Source organism: uncultured Algibacter sp. (genome assembly GCF_947495675.1).
Lineage (GTDB): Bacteria > Bacteroidota > Bacteroidia > Flavobacteriales > Flavobacteriaceae > Algibacter_B.
The window spans coordinates 1-9,557 of sequence record NZ_CANLZX010000033.1 but is presented as its reverse complement, the minus strand read 5'-3'; the positions used below and the strand labels follow the sequence as shown (position 1 = coordinate 9,557).

Here is a 9,557-nt window from a genome sequence, read left to right as displayed (position 1 = left end):
CTGAATACCGTCTAATTACTTTGTCATTTTTGTACATAATGTTTAAAATTATGTAGCCTTTATTCAGGACGGGTCAAAATAGTTGCCAACGGTTACGTATATGGAAAGTTGCGTGTTTGTGTGCGAGGATTTTCCGAAGGAAAATCAGAAGCTAGCAAACAAAGTAACTAACATTGGTTAAGTACAAAACAGCAATTTTATATATACTATGTTAGCAAATGTTTTTAATTAATTCAAAGTTTTAATTCGATTATTGTATTCAGTCAAACATTCTTTTTTTAATTCAATTCTAGGAATATGAATTCTGTTTCCTTCTCTAATTGTTTTATTCATGTAAATCAATTCCAATGTTTCTAAGTCAACGAAAATTTTATATCCATAATTGACACTTATATCAGAAATGTCAAAAGTCAGATAATATGGCATAATCTTTTTAGAATGATACCAAGAAGCTAATAAAGTTATTTGTGGATTTTGATGTTGTTCAAAATAATTACTAACGCATTCTGGGAAAATAATTTCTTTGTCCTTTATTCTCAACGTTTTTTTAGTCAGGTCAAATTTCGCAGGACTAAATTCTTTTGGTAAGCCAATTATATTCCCGTTTTTGTCAATTTGTAATAGTGTATCCTTATGCATTGCATTGGAATTGGGCAAAAATAGAAATGATATTAAAATCAATAGTGTTTTCATTCGTAACGATTGGTTTTTAAATATTTGCTAACGTTTATGTATAAGGAAAGTTGCGTGTTTGTGTGCGAGGATTTTCCGAAGGAAAATCAGAAGCTAGCAAATAAGCAACTAACTTTGGTTTAGCTAAAACTAGAAAATGTTTTTTTTAATCAGGATAATATCCCCATTTTCCACTTTTATGATAGTAGGAATGAGTCGTACCCTTAGTTCCTATATAATATTGGAGTACGAAGTCTTTCGAATCTATATAATAAGAAAAATTATCTGTTAATTGGTGATTTTCAAAATCGTAATCAGAAATACTCTCAGGAAATTCTCCGTTTTCTTTTTGGTAACGATAAATATATTCAACTAACATTGAAGATACTTTTTTTAATTCGACCCATTTAGCAACTAAGAAAATCTGATAAGGAATTAATATTAAACCAATTATTAATCCAATCATGAAAGAGATAGTTTTAATTCTATATAGATATAATATCAACGGTATAATATTTAGAGATAGAATTAAAATACAAACGAATTGTTTGACTTCTCCTAAAGTATAGTAAGCATAGCAGCACGCTACTATTTCTAAAAGGAATAGAGTTAATAGAATTAGTTTGAAATTCAAGTCATTTTTTTCCTTTAGTTCAGATTTCATATTAATGTTTGCAACGGTTATGTATAAGAATAGTGCGGTTTTGTATGCGAGGATTTTCCGCAGGAAAATCAGATGTAACAAAAGCGCACGAACTATTGATTAAGCACTAAACTACGCATTATTTTTATACGATGTTACCTACAGTATTTTTAATTCAGATTCGTATATATTAAATCCAAGAATAATTTCCGATACATTATTAATTGAAATTTATCTTCTGGAATTTTATTCAGCGCGTCAATTAGATATTCATTATCAGTTTTTAAATTTCCGTAAGCCTCAAATTTATTATAAGCTAAGCAAAAGTCATATTGCCAACTTGAGTTGTCTAAAACATTTAATTGTTCAAATAAGTAGCCATAGCAAGATAAATGAGAATTAGTCGGAAATAACAAATAAGGGTCAAATCCTAAATCCGATTTAAGCTTTTCAAAAAAATCAGGTTTTATTTCTTTCCTAATTACTTTTTTTAATAATTCCGCATATCCGTTTTTACTTATTTCAGTTAGATATTTTTCTTTAATTAGTGAATTTTCTAATAAGCTATGAATATTCTGTTTGTAAATCAGTTTTCCCTCAATCGGTTCAACTTCCGTTACGAGTCGATTATATCTGATTTCAGAGCATAACTCAAACTTTTCGTCCGCAATTAAGTCAGACGTGTTTTTTGTTGAACCACAAGCTGTGATTAAAATCAGAATTATTATTTGAAGCAGTTTTTTCAATATTGTAGGTAACTCGTTATATACCAACAAATATATGAATATCCCGGTAAATTTATTGGGTAAGTCAATTTTCAAATATGTAGTATAAAACTATAACTCTATTAAATACAAAAACCACCAAAAGAAATTTTCTTTTGATGGTTTAATTATTAAGTTAGGTAAATTTATTTTATTTTAACAATTACAAACTCAGTACGTCTGTTTGATTGATGTTGAGCTTCTGTACATTTTGAAGCACTATTACAGCCGTTTGTTAATTTGTTTTCGCCATAACCTTTATAATCAATAATTCTATTAGGATTCACACCTTTATTAATTAAATAATTATAAGTTGCGGTTGCTCTTTTTTGTGAAAGCTTATAGTTATAATTAGCTGGCCCTCTAGAGTCTGAGAAGGATTCTATTTTAATAACCATTTCTGGATATACATTCAACATAGAGTTTACTATATTATCTAATTCTTGCTTGTCTTGATTTCTAACCGATGCACTATTAAAGTTAAAGTAAATAGGGGATAGTGCAATTTTATTAGGTGTTTCAATAACTGGTTTTATAATTTCTATAGGTTTCATTGAAAAATCATTATTAATAGATTTAATATGTTTTTCAATATTTTTTGAAGATACTAAGTCTGTTTTTTCTACATATCCTTCTTTTGAAATTTTTACTTGATATGCTGTATTCCTATCAATATTTATAGCATAATATCCTGTGTTATTTGTTTTAATTGTAGCTATTTCTTTATTATCTGTATCCAATAACGTTACAATGGCATTATTAAGAGGGTTATTATTTGCATCATCATAAACTGTTCCTTCAAGATTTAATTGTGGCGTTCTGTCATAGGCATAAATATCATCACTACCCAAACCACCTTTTCTATTAGATGCAAAATAACCAGATAGACCATCTTCATTCATAAAAAATGAAAAATCATCTTTACTAGAATTTACTGGAGTTCCTAAATTAATAACACTAACAATATTATTACTTTGATTAGTTACTGTTCCGTAAATATCTAATAATCCTAATCCTGGATGCCCATCTGAAGAAAAGAAAAGTACATCTTCGCTATTTAGAAATGGAAATTTTTCGTTTTTGTTGGTATTTACAACACTTCCAAGGTTTTTTGGTTTTCCATAAGAACCATTTTCTATATCTACATAATATATATCTGAACCACCTTTTCCACCAGATCTATCTGAAGCAAAATAGAGTTTGGTTTCATCGGCACTTAATGCGGGGTGTCCATTAGAAAAATGATTGCTATTAAATGGTAATTCTTGAATATTATCCCATTTTCCATCAATTAAAGACGCTTTATATATTTTTAAATTTGAAATGCCTTCACCATTTTTACCTAATATATTTTTTATAAAATCGGTTCTTGAAAAATACATGGTTTTACCATCTTTAGTTATGGTAAGTGGCCCATCATGATACACAGAGTTTACTTTTCCTTTTAGTTTAGATTTATTACCAACAAGAGGTTCTTTTAAATCTTTATTGGTTGCATAAATATTTAAAAAAGGTTCTTCATCCCAAGAATTTAGGTGTTTTTTTAAATTTCCCTCATCTCTTGCAGATGTAAAATAGATTTTATCACCATGTTGGTAAGCACCAAAATCACTAAATTTTGAATTGAAATTAACAGGTTTTAATGTGTATTGCTTTTTAGCATTAAAAATAGCGTTTAAAAAGTCTGAATCTTTTAAATAAAGTTGTTCTTGAATATTACCACCAGCATTTTTAAACTGTTTCATCCAAGTTCTTGATGCTTCATAATCCTTTACACCACGAAGCGCTTGTGAATAATTGTAATAATACTCAATAGGGACTTGGCTTTGCTTTACAGCTTTTTCGTAATATACAACTGCACTATCTGGGTTTCTTAAATAGGCATAACTATCTGCTAATTGTCTGGTAGCATAATCTGTATTTATACCATCATTAATTAAATTATGGTATGCATTTGTGGCTTGAACAAAAGCAAAATTATTAAATAAATTATCTGCTTTTTTTTGCATATCATTTTGAGCAAAAGTGCACAAAGTGAAAAGCAAAAGCATGCTTGTTATTATGTCGTTTTTTAATTTCATTTGGGGTCTTGTTTAATTAAAAAATTCCTATACTTATATGTATTATGTACGTAGTTAGGTATTACGTATCTATTCCATTTTTACTACAATAAATTGTGTACGTCTGTTTAATTGGTGTTGTGCTTCATCGCAAGTTACGCCATCGGCACATTCATTTATTAATTGACGTTCTCCATAACCTTTATATTCTGTAATGTTAGATGGTTTTACACCTTTAGAAATTAAATAGTCATAGGTTGATTTTGCTCTATTGGTAGATAAAGTGTCATTGTATTCAAAAGTTCCGCGTGAATCTGTATGAGCTTCAATTCGAATAACCATTTCTGGGTAGTCTACTGTCATCAGTTTTACTATTTTATCTAACTCAAGGGCATATTCCTTAAGAATATTATACTTTTCGAAATCAAAATAAATATTTTTAAGTTGCGCATTTTTTACAGATGTAGAACCGTCACCAATCAAGTTATTATTGGTATTTAATTCTGCTAATTTCTCAACATCTTGTACTGGGTTTAATAATAAATTACCAGTAATAGTTATTAATTCTGTTTGAATATTTTTTGAGGTAAACTCTCTATAATCTTCAATATATTTATCTTGACTAGCAACAATTTTATAGTCTTTATTTCTATCAATATTTATTTGATAATAACCATTTTCATTAGTTACCATATAGGCTACCTGATTATTTTTATCATCAAATAATGTAATTTTAGCATTAGGTATAGGATTTGTGTTTATAGCATCTGTTACAACACCTTCTACATGTAATACGGGCTCTCTATGAAACGCATAAATATCATCACTACCACGGCCACCTTGACGGTTTGATGCAAAGTAACCTGTAATTCCATTTTGGTTCATAGTAAAAGCAAAATCATCTTTATTGGAGTTAACAGGAATTCCTAAGTTTATAACATCAACTATACTTTCTTCATCTTCACCCTTAATAGAAGCAAAGATATCTAGCAAGCCTAAACCTGTATGCCCATCTGAAGAGAAGAATAAAACACCTTCATTATTTATAAACGGAAAACCTTCAGCATTTTCTGTATTAATAACGTCTCCAAGGTTTTGAATGTTACTAAGAGATCCATCTGGAGCAATATCAACAGACCAAATATCAGATCCACCATATGTTCCTGGTCTATCAGATGTAAAATATAATTTTGTATCATCTGTATTTAAAGCAGCATGTTGTGTTGAAAACTCATCGCCATTAATAGAAAGATCTTCAATGTTTGTCCATAAACTATCGACTAAAGTAGCACGATAGATTTTCATGTTAGTTAGGCCTTTTTTATCTTTTAATTCAATATCATCTTTAAAGTTATTTCTTGAGAAATACATGGTTTTACCATCTTTTGTAATAGTAACCGGACCATCATGGTAAATTGAATTTACATCACCTTTTACTTTTGCAGTATGGTCTACGTTTCTTCTTGAACCAGCCTCGGCAACATAAATATCTAAAAATGGTTGTTCGTTCCATCCATATAACCTTTTAATTGCTGTGCCTTCATCTCTAGCAGAAGCAAAATAAACTTTTCCGTCATGCTCAAAAGCACCAAAATCACTATACTTAGAATTAAATCGAACTCTATCTAAAAAGTATTGTTGTTTTGCACCAAAAACACTTGTTATGAAATTCATGTCTTTAGAAAAATCGTTGGCATTTACTACACCACCAGAATCTTTATAACGTTTAAGCCATAATTGAGATTCTTCATATTTTTTCATTCCACGAAGTGATTGTGCATACTTGTAATAATATTCAATAGGCACATCCTTTTGTTTAACGACACTTTTATAATATCTGGAAGCATTTCTGGGATCTCTTAAAAACGCATAACTATCTGCTAATTTTCTAGTAGCATAATTTCTATTATAGTTATCTTGAACTAGCTCTCTGTAGAGTTTAGCTGCTTTTACAAAAGAAAACTTATTAAAAAGTGTATCGGCTCTTTTTTGTTTACCTTGTTGAGGAAACATAGAAAAACTAAGCATTAAAGCCATACAAACTAATATGTAATTTTTAATATTCATAGGGAAATTAGTCTTAGAAATATCTAGGTGATTTTAATTTTGAACTTAAGAATTTGAACTCATACATAAGTAATATTTCATGAGTTCCTGTAGTGTAATCTGCAATTTCAGATATTGGTTTTTCATAAGCATAACCTATACGTAATTGTCTAGATACTTGAAAATCTACAATTCCACCAATGGCTGCTGTTTGTTCGTTAATTCTATATGAACCACCCAACCAAAACTTTTCACTAAATAAAAAGTTTCCTGTTAAGTCATACGATACAGGTGCACCGTTTGTAGCTTTAATTAAAGCAGCAGGTTTAAATTTAATATTTTTGCTTATGTCAATAACACCACCAGCTGTAAAATAATAACTAATTCTATCTAATGCTTTAAAGTCGTTAGCATTATTAGCATCATTATTTAATATTCTTGGTGCTGATAAACTTGCATAAATTCTATTTGTACTCCAGTAAATACCTGCACCAATATTAGGTGCCCATCTATCTTCAGTACCATAAATTAAAGGATCATTTTGATTATCTTCATCTAAACGAAAGTTAGTATCAAAACTAAATTGAGTAAATCCACCTTTTAATCCAAATGCTAATTTCCCATCATTTCCTACAGGAATGCTATACGAAAAATCACCATATAAATATGTGAAATTTTGTGGACCTAAATCATCTTCAATAAAAGACAAACCTAAACCGATTCTATCATTCCTTAATGGTGTATGAACAGATAGTGTTTGTGTTATAGGACCACCTTTAAAGCCAACCCATTGGCTTCTGTGTAACCCCACGATACTTAATGCTTCTCTACTACCAGCATAAGCAGGATTTATAGAGATCGTGTTGTACATATACTGTGTGAATTGCGGTAATTGTTGTGCAACTCCAACCGTACAGCTTAACAACGCAATAGCGATTATATTTTGTTTTAAAAATTTCATAGGTTAAGATGTTATTTGGTTCCTAAGTAAATAGGCCCGGTTATCGGATCCAATCCACTATTTCTTAAATTAATGATATAATAATATGTACCGTTTGGTAATTTTCCATTATTTCCAATTGATGACTTAGGAGATGTTCCATTCCATTTACCAAAATCACCAAAAGCATTTCCTTCTCTTTCGCTTCCTAAAGTATATTCATTAGACTCATAAACTAAAGCTCCCCAACGGTTAAATATTTTTACTTCTGCAACAAATCCACATAAAGTAATACCTTCTATATCAAAAGTATCATTAAAGCCATCTCCGTTTGGTGTAATAGCAGTAGAAATACTCATATCTTTTTCACCACAAGGTAATACTTTACAACTAGCATCAACTACAATAATTACATCTGTAATATTAAGACAGCCCGTTTGGAATCCGGTATATCTTAATACATATTGCATACCTTCAGTATTAGGATTAAAATCTTCAGAATAAGCTTCCTCTAATTTTGTTGGGTCAAATACACTACCTGTTATAGTCGCTATTGGATTTCCTTCAATAATTTCCCAAGTACCACCATAAGCATCTTCAGGTAAGTAGTTTTCTAAGTTTATAACACCATTATCAAAACAAACATCTTCAGCAACTACCTCATTTAATATTTCATCAAGTGAAACATTTAAAGTTTGTGTATAAGTTTCTTCATTGTTACAAGCGTCTCTTACTGTCCATGTTCTAATAATTTGATAATCTGCAATAACGCTTTCATCAAATGTGTTCGTTTCTTTAAAGTCTATTATGACGTTAGTAGAACAATTATCTTGAAACTCAACTTCTGGTACTTCAGGAATATCTGTACAACTTACATCTAGCATTGAATCTATTGAAGATGTTGGTACAGGAGCTGTAGTATCTTGTACGGTAATAACTTGAGTGTATGTAGTTTTTAATCCACATTCATCTGTAGCAATCCAAGTACGGGCTATAGTATAACTATTAGGACAATCACCATCTGTTCTAGCATCACTAACAGTTACTATAGCATCACCACAATTATCAATTGCAGTTAAGCTTGTTATTTCAGGAATCATATCACATTCAACAGTTATATCTCTAGGTAAAGTTTCAACAAAGGTTGGAGGTGTAGTATCCTGAACAATAATATTTTGAGTATAAGTAGTTGTTAATCCACATGCATCAGTAGCAACCCATGTACGAGCTATAGTATAACTATTAGGACAATCACCATCAGTTCTAGCATCACTAACTGAAACTGAAGCTGTACCACAAATATCTGTTGCAGTTAATGTTTCAGCATCTGGAATTGCATCACATTGCACTACTATGTTTAAATTAGGTAATGCTTCTACAAAAACAGGAGGTGTTGTATCTTGAACTGTAATTGTTTGAATATGTGTTCTAGAAACTCCACACTCATCTGTAGCTGTATAAGAACGTTTTATAATATAATTATTTGGACAATTTCCTTCAGTCTTTGCATCTTCTACAGTTACTATTGCAATACTACAATTATCAGTTGCAGTTAAGATTTCTGCATCTGGTATATTATCACATTCAACAACAATATCTCTAGGAAGTACTGTTTGATCAAATTCTGGTGCTGTAGTATCAGATGTTGAAATGATTTGATTTGCACTAATGGTATTTCCACAAGCATCAGTTGCAGTCCAAGTACGTGTTATAGTAAAAGTTCCAGAACAAACACCATCTTTTCTTTCATCTTTAAATGTAACAATTGGATTAGGATCACAATTATCTGTTGCAGTTGCTTCACCAAATTCAATTGGAGTTAAGCTTTCACTACACTCAGCTGTTACATTAGGTGGTATTACTAAAACTGGAGGTGTATTGTCTTTTACTTTATATGTATAGGTATAAACCGATTCATTACCTGCACAATCTGTATAAGTGAACGTATAGATTTTATCTCCTTCACAAACAGGATCTGTATTCTCAATTATAACTGGTATTAAAGTGTTACCACATACATCAGTAACAACAGGTGCAGGAGGTTGTATGGCATCTTCTATACATTCTACTGAAGAACTAGCATTTGCAGGCACTACAGGCAATGATGTTATATCAATGGTATATGTATGAGAATAAATAGATTCATTACCTGCACAATCGGTATATGTGAATGTATAGATTTTATCACCTTCACAAATTGGATCTGTATTCTGAGTAATTACAGGCGTAATGTCGTTACCACAAACATCAGTTACAACAGGTGCTGTAGGTTGTGTAGCATCAGCAATACACTCTACTATAGAACTAGCATTAGCAGGCACCACAGGTAATGTTGTTACATCAATCGTGTATGTATAAGTATAAACCGATTCATTACCTGCACAATCTGTATAAGTGAATGTATAGATTTTATCTCCTTCACAAACAGGATC

7 protein-coding genes are annotated in these 9,557 nt (G+C 30.6%); all 7 read right to left on the bottom strand.

Annotation, left to right across the window (positions count from 1 at the left end; all coding sequences use genetic code 11):
* Positions 1-228: 228 nt before the first annotated feature.
* A complete protein-coding gene (locus Q0842_RS15810) occupies positions 229-693 on the bottom strand; it encodes a hypothetical protein (RefSeq protein WP_298500429.1) in 465 nt (154 codons plus the stop codon).
* A gap of 145 nt (positions 694-838) precedes the next feature.
* A complete protein-coding gene (locus tag Q0842_RS15805; protein ID WP_298500426.1) occupies positions 839-1,177 on the bottom strand; it encodes a hypothetical protein in 339 nt (112 codons plus the stop codon).
* Between the two features lie 308 nt (positions 1,178-1,485).
* The gene (locus Q0842_RS15800) at positions 1,486-2,061 is read right to left on the bottom strand and encodes a hypothetical protein (protein WP_298500424.1); all 576 of its coding nucleotides are present in this window, start codon (positions 2,059-2,061) and stop codon (positions 1,486-1,488) included.
* 164 nt (positions 2,062-2,225) lie between these two features.
* On the bottom strand, positions 2,226-4,160 hold the full coding sequence (locus tag Q0842_RS15795) for an OmpA family protein (protein WP_298500421.1): 1,935 nt from the start codon (positions 4,158-4,160) through the stop codon (positions 2,226-2,228).
* 69 nt (positions 4,161-4,229) lie between these two features.
* Positions 4,230-6,206: an OmpA family protein gene (locus Q0842_RS15790; RefSeq protein ID WP_298500419.1), complete on the bottom strand. Its 1,977-nt coding sequence runs from the start codon at positions 6,204-6,206 to the stop codon at positions 4,230-4,232.
* Positions 6,207-6,219: 13 nt separating this feature from the next.
* The gene (locus Q0842_RS15785; RefSeq protein WP_298500418.1) at positions 6,220-7,146 is read right to left on the bottom strand and encodes a type IX secretion system membrane protein PorP/SprF; all 927 of its coding nucleotides are present in this window, start codon (positions 7,144-7,146) and stop codon (positions 6,220-6,222) included.
* Positions 7,147-7,157: 11 nt separating this feature from the next.
* Positions 7,158-9,557, bottom strand: a 2,400-nt coding sequence (locus Q0842_RS15780; RefSeq protein WP_298500416.1) for a gliding motility-associated C-terminal domain-containing protein, incomplete at its 5' end; no start/stop codon positions are given.